This is a genomic window from Telluria sp. B2, from assembly GCF_051789535.1.
Taxonomy (GTDB): domain Bacteria; phylum Pseudomonadota; class Gammaproteobacteria; order Burkholderiales; family Burkholderiaceae_D; genus Telluria.
The window spans coordinates 2,925,892-2,944,227 of the sequence record NZ_CP196525.1; the positions used below are offsets into that span (position 1 = coordinate 2,925,892).

Sequence of the window (18,336 nt, forward strand, 5' to 3'; positions counted from 1 at the left end):
GCTCACTCCACGAACAGGGTTGCCGGGCACTCGAGGTAGCCGCGGATGGTCTGGATGAATTCGGCCGCCACCATGCCGTCGATCACGCGGTGGTCGAAGGACGAGGACAGGTTCATCAGCTTGCGCGCCACCATGGCGCCATCCTTGATGACGGGCCGGTCGATGATGCGGTTCACGCCGACGATCGCCACTTCCGGCCGGTTGATGACCGGCGTCGTGACGATGCCGCCCAGGGCCCCGAGGCTGGTGATCGTGATGGTCGAGCCGGTGAGTTCTTCGCGCAGGGCCTTGCCGCTGCGCGCCGCCTCGGCCAGGCGCGCCACTTCGGCGGCCGCCGACCACGGGTCGCGCGCCTCGGCATTCCTCACCACCGGCACCATCAGCCCGGCGTCGGTCTGGGCCGCGATGCCCAGGTGGACCGGGTTGTAGGTGGTGACGATGTTGGCGTCGTCGTCGAAGCGGGCGTTCACCATTGGATACTTGCGGATCGCCAGCACGACCGCGCGCATGATCAGCGGCAGCAGCGTGAGCTTGGGACGCTGGCCGGCATAGCGGGCGTTCAGCTGCACCCGCAGCGCTTCCAGTTCGGTGACGTCGACCTCTTCCACGTAGGTGAAATGGGGGATGCGGCGTTTTGCCTCCTGCATCTTCTCGGCGATCTTGCGGCGCATGCCGATCACCGGCATGGCCTGTTCGCCCTCGAGCACGGCGTAGCGGCGGTCGCCTTCGGCCGCTTTTTTCTGGCCGCGCGCCACATAGGCATCCAGGTCGGCGTGGGTGATGCGGCCGGCCGGACCGGAGCCGCTCACGTATTGCAGCTCGATGCCCATGTCCCAGGCGCGCTGGCGCACCGCGGGAGCGGCCAGCGGTTTTTCGCCGGCGGCGCGGCCATGGTGCGCAGGCGCGGCGGCCTGTCCGCCAGCCTGGGTATGGGCGGGGGCAGGCGTCGGCGCCGGGACCGGAGCAGGACGGGGCGGCGCGGCATGGGCCGGCGCCGCCGTTTCCTCGCTGGTCACGCTCGTGACGACCGTTTCCGGCTGGGCCACGGTGATCGGCGGGAATTCGTCGACCGTGTCCTTGCCGGGGGCGGCTATCGCCGCGCCGGCGTGCTGGCGCGCGGTAGTGCTGCCCGTGGCCGGAGCATCGCCGCTGTGGTTGCCGGCGCCCTCGACCTCGAGGCGGATCAGTTCCGCGCCGACAGCCATCGCTTCGCCCAGCTTGCCGCCCAGCGCAACGACGGTGCCGTTCACCGGCGAGGGAATCTCGACCGTGGCCTTGTCGGTCATGACGTCGGCCAGCACCTGGTCTTCCTTGACCGTGTCGCCCGGCTGCACGTGCCAGGCCACGACTTCGACTTCCGCGATGCCTTCGCCGAGGTCAGGCATCTTGATGACGTGAATACCCATTATTTCGCCTCCATCGCACGTTTGAACGCGGCGCCGACGCGGTCGGGGCCGGGGAAGTACGCCCATTCCTGCGCGTGCGGATAAGGGGTGTCCCATCCGGTGACGCGCTCGATCGGCGCTTCCAGGTGATAGAAGCAGTGTTCCTGCACCAGGGCGGCCAGTTCCGCGCCGAAGCCGGAAGTGCGCGTCGCCTCGTGCACGACCACGCAGCGGCCGGTCTTCTTCACCGATTCGACGATGGTGTCCAGGTCCAGCGGCCACAGGGTGCGCAGGTCGACGATCTCGGCATCGATGCCGGTTTCCATGGCCGCCGCTTCCGAGACCCAGACCATGGTGCCGTAGGTCAGCACGGTCAGGTCGGCGCCCGGCCTGAACACCGCTGCCTTGTCGAGCGGGACGGTGTAGTAGCCTTCCGGGACTTCACCCAGCGGGTGTTTGCCCCAGGAGACGACAGGGCGGTCGTGGTGGCCGTCGAAGGGACCGTTATAAAGGCGCTTGGGCTCCAGGAAGATGACCGGGTCGTCGTTCTCGATCGAGGCGATCAGCAGGCCTTTCGCGTCGTAGGGATTGGACGGCATCACGGTGCGCAGGCCGCACACATGGGTAAACATCGCTTCCGGGCTCTGGCTGTGGGTCTGGCCGCCGTAGATGCCGCCGCCGCAGGGCATGCGGATGGTCAGCGGCGCGGTGAAGTCGCCGGCCGAGCGGTAGCGCAGGCGCGCCGCTTCCGACACGATCTGGTCGGTCGCAGGATAGAAATAGTCGGCGAATTGGATCTCGACCACCGGGCGCAGCCCGTAGGCCGCCATGCCGACCGCGGTGCCGACGATGCCGCCTTCGGAAATCGGCGCGTCGAACACGCGGGTCTTGCCGTATTTGGCCTGCAGGCCATCGGTGGCGCGGAACACGCCGCCGAAGTAGCCGACGTCCTGGCCATAGATGACGACGTTGTCGTCGCGGCCGAGCATGACGTCCATGGCCGAACGCAGGGCCTGGATCATCGTCATTTGCGTTGTCGTGACCGGTTTTGAATCGTTATCGTCGCGTGCCATCTCACACCCCCAGTTGTTGACGTTGGCGGCGCAGGTGCTCGGGCATGTCCTTGTAGACATCCTCGAACATCGAGGCCGCGCTCGGCACCCGGCCGTCGGCCAGCGTGCCGTACTGTTCCGCTTCCTTCTGCGCGGCCAGGACCTCGGCCTCGAGTTCGGCCTGGACGCGTTCGTGCTCCGCGTCGGACCAGGCGCCGATCTTCGTCAGGTGCTGGCGCAGGCGGGCGATCGGGTCGCCCAGGGGGAAGCGCGACCAGTCGTCCGCCGGGCGGTAGCGCGAGGGGTCGTCGGAGGTGGAGTGGGGGCCGGCGCGGTAGGTCACCCATTCGATGAGCGTCGGTCCGAGGTTACCTCTAGCGCGCTCGGCGGCCCAGCAGGAAGCCGCGTACACGGCCAGGAAGTCGTTGCCGTCCACGCGCAGCGAGGCGATGCCGGCGCCCACGCCGCGCGCGGCGAAGGTCACGCTCTCGCCGCCGGCGATGGCCTGGAAGGTCGAGATCGCCCACTGGTTGTTGACGACGTTGACGATGCAGGGCGCCCGGTAGACGTGGGCGAAAGTGAGCGCGGTGTGGAAGTCCGATTCGGCCGTGGCGCCGTCGCCGATCCAGGCCGACGCGATTTTCGTATCACCCTTGATGCTTGATGCCATGGCCCAGCCCACGGCCTGGGGCACCTGGGTCGCAAGGTTGCCGGAAATCGAGAAGAAACCCTTTTCCTTGACCGAGTACATGACCGGCAGCTGGCGGCCCTTCATCGGGTCGCGCTCGTTCGAGAGCAGCTGGCAGATCATGTCGACCATCGGGTATTCGCGCGCCATCAGGAGGCTTTGCTGGCGGTAGGTCGGGAAACACATGTCCCCGTCCTTCAGGGCCAGCGAGTGCGCGGTGCCGATGGCTTCCTCGCCGAGCGAGGTCATGTAGAAGGACATCTTCTTCTGGCGCTGGCCGATGACCATGCGCGCATCGAAGATGCGGGTCTTCATCATGGTGCGCAGCCCGAAACGGAGCTGTTCGGGATCGATGTCCGGGGCCCAGGGACCGACGGCGTTGCCGTCGTCGTCGAGCACGCGGACCAGGGAGGAAACCAGGTCGGCGGTGTCGCCGAACTGGACGTTCACGTCGGGCCGGCGTACTTCGCCGGCTTTTGATAACTGCAGATACGAAAAATCAGTCTTGCAACCCGGGCGGCCGGTTGGCTCCGGGACATGCAGCGACAGAGGATGACCCTGGCTCATAATTCGCTTTCCCTTTGTGAGGTGATGTGCGGCAAGCGGAAATGATAAATCCTGCAAGCCCGCGCACGAGCATTGCAACGAAGTATTTTCGTGCTGCTGTGCAGCATGGGATGGGGTGAATCAGCCTTTGCCGAGGCGTTCGCGGACGGACTTGTTTCGCCTATCGACGCGTGGACGGCAGAGCCGTCCACCCTACGGGCATGTCGGATACGCTGGCGTCATTCGCCGTGTGCCGGAGGGACGTAGGGTGGACGGGTCCCCGTCCACGCGTCGATCGTTACCATTGGCAAATCGCGCACGCGCCGGCACCCACATCCACCATGAAGCTAGCACGCAGTCAGGCATCCAAAGGCGACCCCGGCCAAACGTGTGCGAATCAGAATTTACTCAAGACACCGCCTGCGCCGACCACCCGCCACCCAGCGCCCGGTACAGCGCGATCAGGTTCTCGATCTGTGTGCGCCGCAACGTGACCAGCGACAACTCCACCTGGTAGAGATTGCGCTGGGCGTCGAGTTGCTCGAGGTAGGAGGCATAACCGGCCTGGTAGCGGTCGCGCGCATAGCCGAGCGAGCGTTCGAGGATGGCGCGCCGCTGCATGGCGTGGCCGACCTGGTCCTGCAGGCGCGGGACCCCGGCCAGGGCATTCTCGACTTCCGAGAAAGCCGTCAGCACGGCGCGGCGGTAGGCGAAGGCCGCCTGGTCGCGCTGCGAGGCCGAGGCCTCGTACTGGGCCGTGAGCCGGCCGGCCGAGAACAGGGGCGCGAGCACGCTGCCGCCCACGCTCCAGATCCTGACCGGGTCGTAGTCGAGGGCGCTGACCAGCACGCTGCCGAGCTGGGCGCTCAGGTTGATCTGGGGCAGGAAGGCCTGGCGGCGCAGGGCCAGCGCAGTGTCGGCGGCCGCCAGCAGCAGTTCGCGCTGGGCAATGTCGGGCCGGCGCGCCAGCAGTTGCGAAGGCAGGGCGTTCGGCACCGGCGGCAGGTGCAGGTCCTGGAAACCCTTGCCGCGCGCCACGGGGCCCGGCAACTCGCCGGCCAGCAGCCGCACCGCGTTTTCCTGGCGCCGCACGGCCAGCTCGAGTTCGGGCACGGCCTGCAGCACCGACTGGTATTCGGACTGGGCCTGGGTCAGCTGGAGCTGGGAGATGTAGCCGACCCGGGCCTGATCAAGCGCGAGACGCAGGGCCTCGGCGCGCGAGGCGACAGTGGCGCGCGTGATGAAGAGCTGGGCGTCGAGGGCGAGCAGGGCAATGTAGTTCTGGGCGGCGCCCGCGGCCACGGCCAGGGCCGCGGCGTCGCGCTCGGCCTGGGTGGCGCGGTATTGCAGGCCGGCGGCGCGTATCTGTTCGCGGATGCGCCCGAAGATGTCGGGTTCCCAGCTGGCCTGCAGCGCCGGCTGGACCGCGCGCGAAGTGCTGGCACCGGTCGCTTCCAGCGAGCGGCCGGCCTGCACGCCCACGGCCAGGTTCAGGGCCGGCACGCGCGCGGCTTCCGCGGCCTCTGCCTGGGCACGCGCTTCGTCGACACGGGCAACCGCGATCAGGACGTCGCTGTTGCGCGCCAGCGCCGCTTCGACCACGGCGCTGAGCTGCGGGTCGCCGAAGCTGCGCCACCATTGCGGGTCGACGTTGGCCGTGCCCGCAAGCGGCTCGCGCCAGGACGCCGGGGCGGCCACGCGCGACAGTTCGGGCGCAGGCCGCAGGGCCGGCATGCAGCCGGCCAGCGCGCCGGCGCCAAGCGCCGCCAGCAGGGCGTGGAAACGGCGGCGCGGCATCCATGGCTTGGTCGTCGAGCGCACCCTCATCGCGCTCCCTCGCGCGGCTGGGCGCCGGTGTCGACTTCCGCCGTCACCGACATGCCGGGACGCAGGCGCCGCGCCAGTTCCTGGTCGGGGTCGATGGCGATGCGGATCGGCAGGCGCTGCACCACCTTGGTGAAGTTGCCCGAGGCGTTATCGGGCCTCAGCACGGAGAACTCGGAGCCGGTGGCCGGCGCGATCTGCTCCACGTGGCCGGTGAGGGTGGCGCCTTCGAAGGCGTCGACCGAGAAGCGCGCCGGCTGGCCGATGCGCATGCGCCAGGTCTGGCCCTCCTTGAAATTGGCCACCACCCAGAGCTGGTCGGGCACCAGGAACAGCAGTTGCGAGCCGGCCGTCACGTACTGGCCGCGCCGCACCGATGCTTCGCTCACCTGGCCGTCGCGCGGCGCCTTGATCACGGTGTTGGCCAGGTCGATCTTCGCCAGCGCGAGCTGGGCCTCGGCCGTGCTGACCTGGGCTTCCAGCCCGCCGCGCGCAACAAGGGTGGACTTGATGCGCTGCTGGGCGATGTCGATCTCGGCGCGCGCCTTCAGGACGTTGGCCGAGGCCAGGCGCGCCGAGGTACGCACCCGGTCGCGCTCGCTGAGCGACACCGAACCGCGTTCGGCCAGTTCGTCGACCCGGCCCTGCTCGGCGCGGGCGCGCGCCTCCTCGGCCTCTGCCGCGGCCAGGTTGGCGCGCGCCGAACCGAGCGAGGCCGTGTTCTGCGCCTGGGTCTGCTCGGCATTGTTCAGTTGGGCCACCGCGTTGGCGAGCTGGCCCTCGGCCTGGCGCACGCGTTCGGCGTAGATGCGGTCGTCGATGCGCAGCAGTTCCTGGCCCGCCTTCACGTACTGGAAATCCTTGACCAGGACCTCGCTGACGTAGCCGTTGACCTGGGGCGAGAGCACGGTGATCGCCCCGCGCACATAGGCGTTGTCGGTGCTCACCCGCGCGGTGTTGAAGGGCCCGATGTGCCAGGCCCACATGATCAGGGCGATGCCGACCGCCGCCACCACCAGCATGATGCCGATCGAGGCCGGCGTGGCGCGGATCTTCTTGGGCGGGGCATCGGGCGCCGGAGCCGGAGCCGGTGCCGCCGGCGGCGGTCCGGGCGGGGCGGCGGGCCGCGGGGGCGCCGCCTGCGCGCCCTGTTCCGGCGCGCCGTCGTCCGAGTCGCCCGGCGGCGGCGGATTGGCTTCGGCTTGCTCGGTTTCTTCTCGGGTCGGATGAGTCGGGTTGTTCATGTTTCTTCTGTCAGCGGTTTGCGGCGCCCGCGGGCGCCGGGTTGGCGGCGGCGGCTGCCTTGCGGTCGCGGATCGCGGCGCGCACCGCCACGAACAGCGACCAGAACAGGAACAGCAGGGCCAGGATGCCGGAGAGGGCAAAGACGTCGTTAAAGGCGCGCACGTTCGCTTCGCGCCGCGTGATCTGGGACAGCAGGGCCGTGCCTTGCGCGGCCCGCTGCACGGGATCGGTAATGATCGAGCGGTAGACCCCCTGCTGCATCTGCAGGCGCTGGGCCACCTGCGGGTCGGCCGGGTTGACGTTGGCCACCAGCTCGCTCGAGTACACCTGCTCGCGGTGCAGCTGGTAGGTGCTGAGCAGGGCCGAGCCGGTCATGGCGCCCAGGGTCTGGGTCATCGACAGCACCACCGTGAAGGTGACCACGTAGTTGGGACCGAATTTCAGCGCCTGGGTGATGCCGAGCAGGACCAGCGGTCCCATGAACATGCCGCTGCCCAGCGCCACCAGGAACTGGCTGAAGTAGAAGTCCTGCGGCCGGTCCAGGCTGGTGCGGCCATAGTCGAGCACCGCCGCCACGCCGAACAGGACGATGGCGGCGATCAGCTGGGGGATCAGGGTCTTGGGACTGAAGGTCAGCGCGCTGGCCAGCATGCCGACGATGGTCCCCACCAGGATCACCGCGAACAGCGGCTGCATCTGGTCCGGACCCATGCCCAGGGTGCGCAGCAGGCCCACCGCGCCATAGGTCTGTTCCGAGGTGAGGAAGCGGATCAGGAAGGCGCCGACGATGAAGCGCAGGATGCTGGGCGTGACCAGCCAGCGCGTCTGCAGGAGCGGATTGGCGCGGTGGTGCTCGACGTACAGCGCGCCGCTGATCAGGACCACGGCGCCCATCAGCAGCCAGGCCAGCCAGGTTTCGTCGAACCACCAGTGCGAATAGCCCTGGGCCAGGACCGCGACCAGCATCGCCGCGCCCGGGGCCATCAGGGCGAAGGTGAGGAAGTCGAGCTTCTCGAAGACCTTGATGTGGGCGCCCGGCGGCAGTTTCAGCACCACCACCGCCGCCAGCGAACAGAGCGCCAGGCCGGCCTCGAACAGATACAGGTTGTGCCACTGGCCGAACACCAGCAGCGTCGGCGAGAGCAGCCAGGCCAGGGGCGTGGCGAGCTGCGGGATGCCGACCCCGATCACGACCATCTTGCCGGTGTAGGCGCGCGGCGCCGCCTGCAGCATGTAGAGCATCGACAGGGTGGTGGCGGCGGCGCCGGCGAAACCGCTGGCGGCGCGCACCACGACCGCCATCGCGAAGCCGCCGACGAAGAGGTGCAGCAGGGTCACCGCCGCGTACAGGCCGAGGCCGATCTCGGTGAACAGGCGCATGCCGAACTGCTGGCGGAACTTGAAGACCAGCATGTTGGCGGTGACGTTGACCATCACGAAGGCGGCCGGCAGCCAGGCGCCCTCCGAAGGCGTCAGGCCGAGCTGGCCCTGGATGGTCGGCAGGTTGGCCGTGACCAAGGCGTTGCCCAGGCCGCCGGTGATCCCGACCAGCAGGGCCACGCAGGCGTAGGCCGCGCGCACCGCCGGGCTGTGATACGGCATCGCCGGCGAACCGGGCAGCGAAGGCTTTTCGTGCTCCTCCCAGTTCGGCGTTGGCTTGAGCAACTGGGCCATGCTAGCGTCTCCGCGCGGGCGCGGCCAGGCCGCCCCTGATCAGCTCGAGCGCGCGCCGCACCTGGGCCCGGCGCTTGGCCGGCGTGCTGCCGCTCAGGGTGGCGCCGAGCATGCCGCAGGCCAGGACGATGTCGCTCGGGCGCAGGTCGGGGCGGCAGGCGCCGCTGGCGATGCCCGCCGCCAGCGGCGCGCGGAACAGCCGCGCCAGGCGCTCGCGCCCGCTTTTCGCGGCCGGGTGGCCGGGCTCCACCGCGCGCCAGTAGTCGGTGACGGCGGGCGAGGCGACGATGCGCTGGGCCACCTGTTCGAGCAGGCCGAACAGGTCGCGGCCGGCGGCGCCGTCCTCCAGGCCCGCGAGCGCGCGTTCGAGCAGCGCGTCCATCAGGACCGCGCGGTCGGGGAAGTTGCGGTACAGGGTGGCGCGTCCGACCCCGGCGCGCGCCACCACCAGTTCGAGCGGCGCGGTCACGCCGTGGCTGGTGAACACGGCGTCGGCCGCGTCGAGGATCTGGTCGCGCCGCAGCGCAGCGTCGGATCTGAGCATCGTCGTCAAGTCGGGACACCTTTGTCCGGTTAATCGGAAGCGGACAATGATGACCGGCCTGCCGTGGCGCAGGGGCGCCGGGGACAGCTGGGGACCGGTTGTCGCTTTGCTACTAGAATACTGCGATGCGGCAGCGCCGAGCGCACGGCTGGATCGGCGCCGCGTCAGGCGGGCGCCCCGAAGCGGCGCTCGAACTCCTCGATCGGGATGGGTTTGCCCAGCAGGTAGCCCTGCAGCACGCGGCAGCCGTGGGCCACCAGGAAGTCGAGCTGTTCGCGCGTTTCCACGCCCTCGGCCACCACCGTCAGGTCGAGGGTGCGCGCCAGCGCCAGGATGGCGTCGACGATGGCGCCGGCGTGGGCGTCGCCCGGCAGGTCCTTGACGAAGCTGCGGTCGACCTTCAGTTCGGCCAGCGGGAAGCGCCGCAGGTAGCTCAGCGAGGAGTAGCCGGTGCCGAAATCGTCGAGCGAAAAGCGGATGCCCTGGGCGCGCAGGGCGTCCATCTTGGCGGTCACGTCCTCGATGTTCTCGGCGAAGACGCTTTCGGTCAGTTCCAGGCAGAGCCGGCCGGCAGGGGCGCCGCTGGCCTGGAGCGCATCCAGCACGCGCTCGGCGAAATCGATCTCGCGTAGCTGGTGGGCGCTGATGTTGACGGCCAGCGTCAGGTCCTTCAGGCGCGGATGGCCTGCCCAGCGCGCCAGCACGCGGCAGGCCTGGTCGAGCACCAGGTTCCCCAGCGGATTGATCAGCCCGCTGGCTTCGGCCAGGCCGATGAATTCGTCCGGCGGGACCAGGCCGCGCTCGCCGTGGCGCCAGCGCACCAGCACTTCGCCGCCTGCCAGCGCGCCGCCCGTATCGAACTGGGGCTGGCAGTGGAGCTCGAAATGCTGGTGGTGGATGCTGTCGCGCAGGTCGTTTTCGAGGTCGATCTGGCGGTCGGCGGCGGCCTGCATGCTGGGGTCGAAGAAGCGCACCGTGTTGCGGCCTTCGGCCTTGGCCCGGTACATCGCCAGGTCGGCCTGGCGCAGCAGCAGGTCGACGCTGGTGGCGGCCGGCCCGAACACGGCCACGCCGATGCTGGGCGTGCTCACGCTCGGGCGGCCCGCCAGCTGGTAGGGGTGCGCCAGGGCGGCGAGCAGCTTGCTGCCGATGACGTGGGACTCGTGGATCGCGGTGGATTCGGATTCGCCCAGGTTCTCGAGGACGACCACGAATTCGTCGCCGCCCAGGCGCGACAGGTGGTCGCTCTCGCGCACGGCGTGGCGCAGGCGTTCGGCCACCTGGCGCAGGAGCTGGTCGCCGACGTCGTGGCCGAGGGTGTCGTTGAGCAGCTTGAAGTTGTCGAGGTCGATGAACAGCAGGGCGCCGTACTGGCGCGAGCGCGCGCCGCGGGTGAGGATTTTCTGCAGCTGCTCGATCAGCAGGCGCCGGTTCGGCAGCCCGGTGAGGTAGTCGAAGTAGGCCAGCTCGTAGATGCGCTGCTCGGCGCGCTTGGTTTCGGTCAGGTCGGTATTCGTGCCCGACAGGCGCAGCGCGCGGCCGCTCGCGTCGCGCAGCACGAAGCCGCGCGCCAGCACCGGCACGTAGTGGCCGTCGCGGTGGCGCAGGCGCATCTCGAAGTGGTAGCTGCGCTCCTGCGACGCCACCACGCGTTCGAGGATGCCGTGCACGCGCGGCAGGTCGTCGGGATGGGTGAGCTGGCGCCAGCCGCTGTCGTCGCCTTCGCGCTCGCCTTCGTCGCAGCCGAGCATTTCCCACCAGCGTGCCGAGTAATACAGGCGGTTGGTGACCAGGTCCCAGTCCCAGGGCGCGTCGGTCGATCCCTGCAGCACCAGGCGCAAGCGCTCCTCGGACTTGTGCAGCGAACGCTCGAGCGCCTTCAGCGCGGTGCAATCGGTGAAGCAGACCACCACCTCCCTGAGCTTGCCGGCGCCATCGAATACGGGGTAGGCATTGCAGATCAGCCAGCGCAGCTCGGCGCCGGGCAGGCCGACCACGACATCGCTGACCATCTCGCCGCCGCGCAGGACGCGCGTGACCGGGTACTCGGCCGGCGGCATGACGCTGCCGTCCGCGCGCAGCACGTTCCAGGCGCCCGAGTCTGCCGGGTGGGTGCGCATCCGGTCGATCGCCTGCCCGAGCAGGCCGAGGGCAAAGCGGTTGGCATAGATGGCGCGCGAGTCGGCCGCGCAGACCACCACGCCGGCCGGGATGTGGTCGAGCAGTTCGTCGAAGCTGCGCTGCCGGCTGCCGTGCTGTGCAGGCCTGGCTTCGAACAGGGTGGCGACATAGTGCGTGGCGGCGCCGCCTGCGCCCAGGGGCAGGATGTGCAGGCCGGCCGGCTGGGCGAGGACGCTGGAGCGTTCGAGCGCCGCGCCCAGTTCGGCCAGGCTGCGGCCGACCACTTCGGCGTATGCAAGGCGGGTGCGCGCGAGGAAGGGCGCGCTGGCGCCCAGCACGCGTTGGCCGGCGTCGGCGACCACGCTGGCGCCGTCTTCCAGTGGTAGTTGTTCGTCAGTCTTCATGCCCGGCTTGCCGAAATGCTCAAGCGGGCATGGTAACCGCTCGCGCCGGCGGGCGGCGCAAGCGAGCCGTGCGCGCTAGCCGACCCGGCGTTGGCGCAGCAGGTAGCCGGCGCCCAGGACCGCCAGCCACACGGGAATCAGGTAGACCGAGGTGCGCAGGCCGGGCGTCAGGTACATGACCACCAGGATTGCAGCCAGGAACACCAGGCACAGCCAGTTCGAGAGCGGATGCAGCGGGCTCGGGAACAGGGTCGCACCCTTGCCCCCCGCGGCGCGGCTGGCGCGAAAACGCAGGTGCACCAGCGAGATCGTGGCCCAGTTGATGATCAGGCCCGACACCGCCAGGCCCATCATCAGCCCGAAGGCTTCGCCCGGCATGACGTAGTTGACCAGCACGCAGGCGAGCGTGGCCGCGGCCGACACGCCGAGGGCCGCGAGCGGCACGCCGCTGCTGGTGAGACGCTTCAGGAAGCCCGGGGCGTTACCCTGGCTGGCCAGGCCGTAGAGCATGCGCGTGTTGGCGTAGACGCCGCTGTTGTAGACCGAGAGGGCGGCGGTCAGGACCACGACGTTCAGGACGGTCGCCACCGCATTGCTGTTCAGGGCCGCGAAGATCAGCACGAAGGGGCTGCCGCCGCTGACCACCTTCTGCCAGGGGAAGAGCGAGAGCAGGATGAAGAGGGCGCCGACGTAGAAGATCAGCACGCGGTAGAGCGCCTGGTTGGTGGCGCGCGGGATGGTCTTTTCCGGATTGTCGGCCTCGGCCGCGGTAATGCCGATCAGCTCCAGGCCGCCGAAGGAGAACATGATCACGGCCATGGCCATCACCAGGCCCTGGACGCCGTTCGGGAAGAAGCCGCCGTGGCGCCACAGGTTGGCCACGCCCGCCTCGGGGCCGGCGCCGCCGGTGGCGAGCAGCCAGCCGCCGAACAGAATCATGCCGATCACGGCCACCACCTTGATGACGGCGAACCAGAACTCGAGTTCGCCGAAGGCGCGCACGTTGAGCAGGCTGAAGGAATTGATGACGAGGAAGCAGGCCAGGGCCGAGACCCAGGTCGGGATCTCGGGCCACCAGTACTGGACGTAGACGCCGACCGCGGACAGTTCGGCCATGCTGACCAGGATGTACATCATCCAGTAGTTCCAGCCGGTGACGAAGCCGGCCATGTGGCCGCCGTACTTGTCGGCGAAATAGCTGACCGAGCCGGCCACCGGTTCGGCCACCACCATCTCGCCGAGCTGGCGCATGATCAGGAAGGCGAACAGGCCGGCGACCGCATAGCCGAGCAGGACCGAGGGGCCGGCCATCTGGATGGTCTGGGCGATCCCGAGGAAGAGACCGGTGCCGATCGCACCGCCGAGGGCGATGAGCTGGATGTGGCGGCCCTTGAGGCCGCGCTTGAGTTGTTGCGTCGCTTCTGCCATTGCCGCTGCGCCAGTATGCAAAAGTCAATGATTCTAATGCATGTTGGCGATGCCGGCATGCAATTCGCGGCAGTGTCGGGGCGGCAGGTACAGGTTGTCCATCAGGGCCCGGGAGCCTGCCGGGCGCTGCGCAACACCCGGAGCGGCCCGCACCGGCGGCCGGCATGGCGCCGGCCCACGCTCATGGGCCGCCTCCTTCGCCCTTGGGACAATATAGCGCGTACAGGGTGCGCATCACCGCCAGCGCTTCCGGACTGGAGATCGTGTAGTGGATCTGCTTGCCTGCGCGGCGGGTCTGCACCAGGCCCTCGTCGCGCAGGACCGCGAGCTGCTGCGACAGGGTCGGCTGGGTGATCCCGAGCGCGGCCTCGAGCGCGCCCACCGCGTGCTCGCCTTCGGCCAGCTTGCACAGAAGCAGCATACGGTCGGGATTCGAGAGCACTTTCAGCAGGCCGCGGGCGCGTCCGGCGGCGGCGCGCATGGCCTGCAGGTCGATCGGGGCGGTGGTATCCATCATGCTTGCTGGTCCTTCATGGTGTGCGGTCGGCCGCTTGATCAATGGTCGTGGCATGGATTGTTGCTTCCCGGGGCCTAGCGCAGGGCCGCGAGGCGCTCGCGCAACTGGGCCGGGGAGAGTTCCCCCATGTGGCGCGCCGCCAGCCTGCCCTTGCTGTCGTAGAACAGCGTGGTCGGGTAGCCATTCACGTCGGTGGCGCGCGCGAAGCTGCGGATGGGGTCGAGCACCACGTTGGCCAGCTTCAGGCCCTCGCCGTCCAGGTAGCGCGAGACGGCCGCCGGCTGCTCGGCCTGGTTCACGAAGACGAAGGTGACGTCGGGATTGGCGGCCTGGGCCGCGCCGAGGGCCGGCATCTCGCGCCGGCAGGGCGGGCACCAGGTCGCCCATAAATTGACCACCATCGGCTTGCCGCCCAGTTCGGGCAGGCTGACGCTGCCGCCGTCCAGGCGCTTGAGCGCGACCGCGGGCAGGGGCGCGGCCGCCGGTCCGGCAAGCCGGGCCGCGAAGCCGGCGCCGGCCCAGACCGCGATGCCCGCCAGCGACGCCGCCAGCAGCGGGCGGCGCAGCGCGGGCTTGCGGCGCACCTGCTCGAAGCCGATGGCGAAGGCCACCAGCAGGCCGGCAAAGGCGACGAAGCCGCCGTCGCGGATGTCGAGCATCGACAGCGGCTGGACGGAATAGGTGTCGAAGTACTTCAGCACGAAGGCGGCGCGCGCCGCCAGGAAGCCCCAGACCAGCATGTGCCAGAGGGCCGGATCGGCGTCGACCGCGCGGCGGCGGCGCCACCACAGCACGGCGAGGTTGGCGGCGGCGACGCCGGCGAGGGGCACCAGTACGCGCACCGGGATGGCCAGCGGCCCGAGATTGACGGCATCCAAGCGTGTCTCCTGGAAAGTGTTTGCCAGGATGGTAACGCAGAAGTATTAACGGATCATTAAGAGCGCCTGACACAAGCTCCATGGCTGCGTTGCATCGTCTCGCCGTACAGGCGTACTGTCTTCGACGCTGCGTCGGGTGGCCGCATCCCTTGCCCTGAAGGCTGTGTCAGGCGCTCTATGGCAGGCCGAGGCGTGCGGCAAAGGGCGGGGCGCCTGCAGCCGCACGACGGCTCAGGAAATCGGCAGCAGCACCGCGCGCGCCGCCTTCACCAGGGCCGCGCCCATCCTTTCCAGGCGCGCCGGCTGGATGCGCCAGGCATGCCAGTACAGGGGCACGTCCACGTGCAACCGTGGCGCCAGGTCGACCAGAGCGCCGGACGCCAGCATGTCGGCGCACTGCTCCAGCGGCAGCATGCCGTAGCCCAGGCCCAGGCGGATCGCCTGCACGTAGGGGTCGCTCGCCGGTACGTAGTGGAAGGGGTAGCTGCCCTCAGGAAGGCCGACATGCTGGAGCAGGAAATTGGTCTGCAGCGTGTCCTTGCGGTCGAAGACCATCACCGGCGCGCGGCGTGCGGCCTCGCGTTCCAGTCCGGCGGGGAACCAGCGGCGCGCAAAGGCGGGCGCGGCCACCATGCGGTAGCGCATCAGGCCGAGCGGACTGACCGTGCAGCCGCGCATCGGCGCGGCCTCGCCCGATACGCAGGCCACGGCCTGGCCCTGTTCCAGCAGGGCAAAGGTATGGCCCTGGTTGTCGAGGACGAACTCGACCAGCAACTGTTCTTCAAGCAGGACCGGCGCCAACACGGGAAGCAGCCAGGTCGCCAGCGTGTCGTTGTTGACGGCCAGCGCGACCCGCACCGGCCCGGCGTCGCTGTCCAGCTCGGCCAGGAATTCCTCTTCCAGCAGGCTGCGCCGGCGCAGGAACTGCAGCAGGCGCATGCCGGGCGCGGTCGGGCGGCAGGGCCGGGCGCGCACCAGCAGCGGCGTGCCCATGTCCTGCTCGAGCGCCGAAATGCGCTGCGACACGGCCGAGGGCGTGATGCGCAGTTGCTGCGCGGCCCCCTCCAGGCTGCCGGTGTCGACGGCGGCGACAAAGGCCTCGCCGCGGCGCCAGTCGATCTGCATCCCGTTCTGCATGGATTAGCTCCGCTTAATCAAGTTTAGAAAGCATTAATATAATTGATGAGAGCCACCGCGGCGTCCATACTTCCGGCTCAAGCAAACAGAGCGGAGCCGGACAGATGTTGTCGATGTTTTCACAGCAGGTATTCATGCAGGGACTGGGACTGGGCGCAAGCCTGATCATGCCGATCGGCGCCCAGAATGCGCACGTGATCCGCACCGGCATCCGCGGGCGCCACGTGGCGCTGACGGTCGCCGCCTGCGTGCTCGTCGACGTCAGCCTGATCGCCCTGGGCATGTCCGGTTTCGGCGCCCTGGTCGAGGCGTCGCCGCGCCTGCTGGCGGCCTGCCGCTGGGGCGGCGCGGCCTTCCTCCTGTGGTATGGATTGCGCTGCCTCCTGAGCAGCTGGCGCGGCGGCGACGCCCCTGCGCTCGCCGGGGAAGCGCAGCCAGGGGGCGCGCACAGGGCGCTGGCCGCCGTGCTGGCGATGTCGCTCCTGAACCCCCACGTCTACCTCGACACGGTGGTGCTGCTCGGCGCCGTGGGCAGCAGCCTGGCGCTGGAGAACCGCAGTTCCTTCGCCGCCGGCGCGATGGCGGCCTCGCTGCTGTGGTTCACCGGACTGGGCCTGCTGGCGCGGCGCTTCTCGGGCGTGCTGGGACGGCCGGCGGTGTGGCGCGGGGTCGAAGCCTTTACCGGGGCGACGATGCTGGTGCTGGCGGGGCTGCTGCTGCGCGGCTAGCGCAAGGGCGCCCGGCTCAGCGCAACGAGCGCGACAGCACCGCGTGGCGGTGCTCGAAGAAGCGCTTCACGAACCAGCCGACCACCGGCTCGGCAAAGCGCGGCGTGAATTCGACGTTGTCGGTGACCACGGTGCCGTCCGGCGAGGGCGTGACGATGCGTTCGTGGCGCCACAGCCGCATCGACAGCAGCGGCGACTGCTCGACGAAACGCCGGCCCGGCTCGAGTTCGACGAAGGTCAGCTTCGACATGTCGATCGGGAACAGCCCGAGCAGCAGGAACTGGCAGCGGCAGATGGGTTTTTGCAGCGTCGTTTCCCTGCCGATGTGGGTCAGGTCTTTCGGGAAGGTCATCTTCAGGATCGGCCACATTTCCGACTTGATGCCCCGGATGGAAGTCGACCACGACCAGGCCTCGTCGACCGAGGCGGGCACGGTGGTCGCAAATGTGAATCGCTTAGTCATCGTCAGGCTCCAGGCGGTAGGTTCCAACCCAGTGTGCGCGGATCCGGAGAATGCTTCTGTTCGCTATCTCGCAATTCGTGTGAGCAAATGCACCATGTGTGAGGGACGCAACGACAAGAGCGGCCGGCGTGCCGGCCGCGTGTCTCAGGCCGTCCCGCCGTCGGCCGCGCGCTCCTCGCTCGGCGCCGGCTCGGGCGGCGGCGGGGTGTGCGTGACGAGCACGCGGTCGATCCGGTTGCCGTCCATGTCGACGATCTCGAACTTGTACTCGCCCCATTCGATGGTCTCGCCGGGTTGCGGGATGTAGCCGAACTGGTAGAGCAGGAAACCGGCCAGGGTGTGGTAGGCGCCGTTTTCCTCGGCGGGGAAGGCGACGCGGGTCTCGAACAGGTCACGGAAGCGGTCGAGCACCATGCCGCCGTCGAGCAGCCAGCTGCCGTCCTCGCGCTGCACGGCGTCCGGATCGTGCTCCTCGCCGATGACGGTGACATCACCCACCAGGGCGCTCATGACATCGGTCATCGTCACCATGCCCTGGATGTCGCCGTACTCGTCGACGATCAGGCCCAGCTCCGTGTTGTTCTTCTTGAACAGTTCCAGCGCGCCCATCGCGCTGACCGACTCCGGCACGTACAGCACGTCCTGCACGGCGGCGTCCACGTCGATCGCCTCGAGCGACCCGCCGCGCACCGCCTGTTCGAACAGGTCGCCGGTATGGATGAAGCCGACCACGCGCGAGCGGTCGCCGCGGCAGACCGGCAGGCGGCTGTACCTGCTCTCGGCGATACAGTGCAGGATCTGGGACCGGTCGCCTTCGAGATCGATGAAATCCATGTCCACGCGGGGCGTCATCAGGGCCTTCAGGTGGCGGTCGTCCAGGCGCAGGGCGCGCGAGACGATGTCGTACTCGGTCTTCTCGAACACGCCGGCGTCGGTGCCTTCCTTGATCATGCCGGTGATGTCTTCCTCGGTCGGCGTCTCGTCCTTGTGGCCGCCGATGCCGATCAGGCGGGTGATCGCCTCGGTGGTCAGGGCCAGGATCTTCACGAATGGCGACATGATCGTCGAGAGCAGGCGCAGCGGCGGGGCGATCAGGGTCGCCATCGCTTCCGGGTACTGCATCGCGATGCGCTTCGGGACCAGTTCGCCGAGGATGATCGAGGCGAAGGTGATGCAGACCACCACGATGCCGAGGGAGAGCTGGTAGGCATAGGGCTGGGCCGCCGGCATCGACTCGAACCAGGGCCGCAGGCGCGCCACCAGCGAGGCTTCGCCGAAGGCGCCGTTGAAGATGCTGATCAGGGTAATGCCGACCTGGACCGTGGACAGGAAGTGGCTGGGGTTGTCCGCCAGCCTCAGCGCCGCGTGGGCGCCGCGGCTGCCTTCCTCGGCCTGCTTTTCGAGGCGCAGGCGCTTGGCGGACACCAGCGCCAGTTCGGACATCGCGAAAACACCATTCAGGAGGATCAGGAAAAGGATGATCAGTATGTCGGTCATGGTGTAAAAGCGAGTCTCCAGCCGGCGGGCCGGGCCGGGTTCCGGGGCGCGGGGAATGCGCTGTTGGCATCATCGCATGACGCGCCGGACTGGCATCGCACCGCAGGAAACGGCCGTCCGACCCTGGCGGGCATGAAGGCCGCGTGCGATGATCGATACGTCGTGGTTCGCCAGGTGGACTGATCTTTTCAAGTGGAAACTGCCG

Annotated in this window: 15 protein-coding genes; 1 reads left to right on the plus strand and 14 read right to left on the minus strand. The window is 68.9% G+C overall.

Going from position 1 to position 18,336, the window contains the following annotated elements:
• Positions 1 to 2: 2 nt before the first annotated feature.
• The 12 genes from ACSUZJ_RS13050 to ACSUZJ_RS13105 form a co-directional block, all read right to left on the minus strand.
• Positions 3 to 1,406: a dihydrolipoamide acetyltransferase family protein gene (locus ACSUZJ_RS13050; protein ID WP_499408764.1), complete on the minus strand. Its 1,404-nt coding sequence runs from the start codon at positions 1,404 to 1,406 to the stop codon at positions 3 to 5.
• Positions 1,406 to 2,413 (minus strand): alpha-ketoacid dehydrogenase subunit beta, encoded by a 1,008-nt coding sequence (locus ACSUZJ_RS13055; RefSeq protein WP_499408766.1) that lies wholly within the window; start codon positions 2,411 to 2,413, stop codon positions 1,406 to 1,408. Before ACSUZJ_RS13055 ends, ACSUZJ_RS13050 begins: the two co-directional genes overlap by 1 nt.
• Positions 2,414 to 2,459: 46 nt before the next feature.
• On the minus strand, positions 2,460 to 3,692 hold the full coding sequence (locus tag ACSUZJ_RS13060; protein WP_499408768.1) for a 3-methyl-2-oxobutanoate dehydrogenase (2-methylpropanoyl-transferring) subunit alpha: 1,233 nt from the start codon (positions 3,690 to 3,692) through the stop codon (positions 2,460 to 2,462).
• A 387-nt stretch (positions 3,693 to 4,079) separates the two neighbouring features.
• Positions 4,080 to 5,498, minus strand: a complete 1,419-nt coding sequence (locus ACSUZJ_RS13065; protein ID WP_499408770.1) for an efflux transporter outer membrane subunit — start codon at positions 5,496 to 5,498, stop codon at positions 4,080 to 4,082.
• Entirely contained in the window at positions 5,495 to 6,739 is a 1,245-nt protein-coding gene (locus tag ACSUZJ_RS13070; protein ID WP_499408772.1) for an HlyD family secretion protein, read from the minus strand. The genes ACSUZJ_RS13065 and ACSUZJ_RS13070 overlap by 4 nt, the downstream gene beginning before the upstream one ends.
• 10 nt (positions 6,740 to 6,749) lie before the next feature.
• A complete protein-coding gene (locus tag ACSUZJ_RS13075) occupies positions 6,750 to 8,414 on the minus strand; it encodes an MFS transporter (RefSeq protein WP_499408774.1) in 1,665 nt (554 codons plus the stop codon).
• Position 8,415: 1 nt separating this feature from the next.
• Positions 8,416 to 8,958 (minus strand): TetR/AcrR family transcriptional regulator, encoded by a 543-nt coding sequence (locus ACSUZJ_RS13080; protein WP_499408776.1) that lies wholly within the window; start codon positions 8,956 to 8,958, stop codon positions 8,416 to 8,418.
• 164 nt (positions 8,959 to 9,122) lie between these two features.
• Positions 9,123 to 11,483, minus strand: a complete 2,361-nt coding sequence (locus ACSUZJ_RS13085) for a putative bifunctional diguanylate cyclase/phosphodiesterase (protein WP_499408778.1) — start codon at positions 11,481 to 11,483, stop codon at positions 9,123 to 9,125.
• A 75-nt stretch (positions 11,484 to 11,558) separates the two neighbouring features.
• Positions 11,559 to 12,911 (minus strand): amino acid permease, encoded by a 1,353-nt coding sequence (locus tag ACSUZJ_RS13090; protein ID WP_499408780.1) that lies wholly within the window; start codon positions 12,909 to 12,911, stop codon positions 11,559 to 11,561.
• 181 nt (positions 12,912 to 13,092) lie between these two features.
• Complete coding sequence (locus ACSUZJ_RS13095; protein ID WP_499408782.1) at positions 13,093 to 13,428, minus strand: ArsR/SmtB family transcription factor; 336 nt, start codon at positions 13,426 to 13,428, stop codon at positions 13,093 to 13,095.
• 74 nt (positions 13,429 to 13,502) lie between these two features.
• Positions 13,503 to 14,306 carry a prolipoprotein diacylglyceryl transferase family protein gene (locus ACSUZJ_RS13100; protein WP_499408784.1) on the minus strand — a complete coding sequence of 268 codons (804 nt, stop codon included), beginning with the start codon at positions 14,304 to 14,306 and terminating at the stop codon, positions 13,503 to 13,505.
• 231 nt (positions 14,307 to 14,537) lie between these two features.
• Positions 14,538 to 15,431 (minus strand): LysR family transcriptional regulator ArgP, encoded by an 894-nt coding sequence (locus ACSUZJ_RS13105; protein WP_499416534.1) that lies wholly within the window; start codon positions 15,429 to 15,431, stop codon positions 14,538 to 14,540.
• 146 nt (positions 15,432 to 15,577) lie between these two features.
• On the opposite strand from ACSUZJ_RS13105, the gene ACSUZJ_RS13110 reads away from it, so the two are divergent.
• Positions 15,578 to 16,171, plus strand: a complete 594-nt coding sequence (locus ACSUZJ_RS13110) for a LysE/ArgO family amino acid transporter (RefSeq protein WP_499408786.1) — start codon at positions 15,578 to 15,580, stop codon at positions 16,169 to 16,171.
• Positions 16,172 to 16,187: 16 nt separating this feature from the next.
• Here ACSUZJ_RS13110 and ACSUZJ_RS13115 read toward each other — a convergent pair whose 3' ends face one another.
• Positions 16,188 to 16,634 carry an Rv1443c family protein gene (locus ACSUZJ_RS13115; RefSeq protein WP_499408788.1) on the minus strand — a complete coding sequence of 149 codons (447 nt, stop codon included), beginning with the start codon at positions 16,632 to 16,634 and terminating at the stop codon, positions 16,188 to 16,190.
• Positions 16,635 to 16,778: 144 nt separating this feature from the next.
• Positions 16,779 to 18,131: a hemolysin family protein gene (locus tag ACSUZJ_RS13120; RefSeq protein WP_499408790.1), complete on the minus strand. Its 1,353-nt coding sequence runs from the start codon at positions 18,129 to 18,131 to the stop codon at positions 16,779 to 16,781.
• Positions 18,132 to 18,336: the final 205 nt, after the last annotated feature.